Origin of the sequence: Streptomyces sp. NPDC057654, from assembly GCF_042800135.1 — a bacterium.
Classification (GTDB): domain Bacteria; phylum Actinomycetota; class Actinomycetes; order Streptomycetales; family Streptomycetaceae; genus Streptomyces.
In genome coordinates this window covers 1-2,783 of the sequence record NZ_JBHVHQ010001027.1, presented here as the reverse complement: position 1 = coordinate 2,783, position 2,783 = coordinate 1, and the positions used below count along the sequence as shown (strand labels likewise).

At 73.2% G+C, this 2,783-nt stretch carries 1 protein-coding gene; it reads left to right on the top strand.

Annotation, left to right across the window (positions count from 1 at the left end; genetic code table 11):
• Positions 1 to 369: 369 nt before the first annotated feature.
• A complete protein-coding gene (gene glgX / locus ACFU99_RS39900) occupies positions 370 to 2,748 on the top strand; it encodes a glycogen debranching protein GlgX (RefSeq protein ID WP_384402526.1) in 2,379 nt (792 codons plus the stop codon).
• Positions 2,749 to 2,783: the final 35 nt, after the last annotated feature.

The window sequence follows — 2,783 nt, the reverse complement described above, 5'->3', positions numbered from 1 at the left end:
GCGCGACCTTGATGACTTCCTGGGCCGGGCGCGCGCCGTCGTCCGGCGCGGGTCCGCCGTGGCCGCACCCCGTGAGCGCCGCGAGCCCCGTGAGCGCCGATACGGCCGTTGCGAAGCAGAGTCTGGCCCCCGTGCGCGCCCCGCGCTTCGTTGCATGTGTCACGCCGGGCCCAACGACGGTCCCCCACCGGGGGAAACGAGGGCGCGGGCGACCGCCGGGACCGGCCGCTGGTGTGATGACATGCCCTGTTCTGGGAAGAACAGGTAAAAGGACGGGATCGCGTCCGCCCGGCCGGGACGCCGGAGCGGTGGCGGTGCCGTCCTGTGCAGCAGGAAACAGCCGTCCGCGAGCCGCCCGGAGGCGAACAGGTGTCGAGCGCAGCCGAGCAGGGGACCGTCCGGGAAGGGCCGGCCCGGACCCGTACGAACGGCGCCCCTCCCCCGGCCGCCCCCGGTCCGGCCTCCCCCACCGGGCCCTCCCCCGCCGGGCCGGCCGCGCGCAATGGCGGGCGGCGGGCGGGGGCCCGGGTGTGGACGGGGAGTTCGGAACCGCTGGGGGCGCGCTTCAGGGTCGGCCCGGACGGTGTGGCGGGGACGAATTTCGCGCTCTGGGCGGGCGGCGCCGAGGCGGTGGAGCTGTGTCTGTTCGCCGAGGACGGCACGGAGACGCGCTGTGTGCTCGGGGAGCTGACTCATGAGATCTGGCACGGCTTCGTACCGGGCGTGTTCCCCGGCCAGCGGTACGGCTATCGCGTCCACGGCCGCTGGGACCCCTGGATGGGCGCCCGCTGGAACCCGGCCAAACTGCTCCTCGATCCGTACGCGCGGGCCGTGGACGGCGAGTTCACCGGCTACGGGACGGCGGGGAGGGGGCGCGGCGCGCTGCCCGCCGAGTTGTACGGGCACGTGCGGGACTGGCCGCAGCAGCATGTGGCGGACACCGTGCGCGACGAGCGGGACTCGGCCCCGTACGTCCCCAAGGGCGTCGTCGTGCATGACGACGACGACTGGGCGGACGACCACCGGCCGAAGACGCCGTGGGCCGATTCCGTCATCTACGAGCTGCACGTGCGCGGCTTCACCATGCGCCACCCGGACATCCCGGAGCGGCTGCGCGGCACGTACGCGGGGCTCGCGCATCCGGCGGCGGTCGGCCATCTGCGGGAGCTCGGGGTGACGGCGGTGGAGCTGCTGCCGGTGCACCAGTTCGCCCATGAGGACCATCTGCTGCGCCGGGGGCTGGGCAACTACTGGGGCTACAACTCGGTCGGATATTTCGCGCCGCACGCGTCCTATTCCGCTTCGGGCACGCGCGGCGAGCAGGTCGGCGAGTTCAAGCGGATGGTGCGGGCGCTGCACGCGGCGGGCATCGAGGTGATCCTCGACGTCGTCTACAACCACACCGCGGAGGCGGGCGAGTACGGGCCGACGCTGTCGCTGCGCGGCATCGACAACCGGGGGTACTACCGCCTCCAGGGCGACCTGCGGCGCTACGCGGACTACACGGGGTGCGGCAACACCCTCCATGTGGTGCAGCCCAACGTCCTGCGGCTGATCACGGACTCGCTGCGCTACTGGGTGACGGAGATGGGGGTCGACGGCTTCCGGTTCGACCTGGCGGCGGCGCTGGCGCGCTCCATGCACGACGTCGACATGCTCTCGCCGTTCCTCGCCGTCATCGCCCAGGACCCGGTGCTGCGGCGGGTCAAGCTGATCGCCGAGCCGTGGGACGTCGGTTCCGGCGGCTATCAGGTGGGGTCCTTCCCGCCGCTGTGGACGGAGTGGAACGACCGCTACCGGGACGCGGTGCGCGACTTCTGGCGGGGCGCCCTCCCGGACGTACGCGACCTCGGGTACCGGCTCTCCGGCTCCAGCGACCTGTACGCGTGGGGCGGCCGCCGCCCGTACGCGTCCGTCAACTTCATCACCGCGCACGACGGCTTCACGCTGCGCGACCTCGTGTCGTACGAGCACAAGCACAACGAGGCCAACGGGGAGGGCAACCGGGACGGCACCGACGACAACCGGGCGTGGAACTGCGGGGCGGAGGGCGAGAGCGACGACGCGGCCGTGCGGGCGCTGCGGCGGCGGCAGCTGCGCAACATGCTGACCACGCTGCTGCTGTCCACGGGGGTGCCGATGCTCGTCGCGGGCGACGAGATGGGGCGCACCCAGGGCGGCAACAACAACGCGTACTGCCAGGACGACGAGACGAGCTGGCTGGACTGGTCGCTGCTCGGGGACTCCGGGTGGCGGGCGCTGCGCGATCTCGTGGCGCGGCTGATCGCGCTGCGCCGCGCCCATCCGGTGCTGCGCCGGCGCGCCTTCTTCTCCGGCCGGCAGACCCCGGACGGGCTGCGGGACCTTGCCTGGTTCACGGCGGCCGGGGCGGAGATGACGGAGGCGGACTGGTACGCGCCGTCGTCGACGGTGGGCATGTACCTGTCGGGCCGGGACATCGCGCAGCGCGATCCGCAGGGCGTGCCGGTGGTGGACGACAGCTTCCTCGCGCTGCTGCACGCGGGCGACGAGGCGGTGCGCTGCACGCTGCCGGGGGCGCCGTGGGCGGGCGCGTACGAGGTGCTGGTGGACACGGCGCACGAATCGGGGCAGGGGGCGGGGGTCCGGCGCCGCGCCGGGGACCCGCTGACGGTCGAGGCGCGCTCGGTCGTCCTGCTGAAGGTCGTCGAGGCGGCCGCGAGCGGGCCTTTGCCGGTGCGGAGCGAGGCTCGCCGGAAAACCGAGTGAGCGTTGTCAGTGGTGAACCGTAGTCTCACCACTGA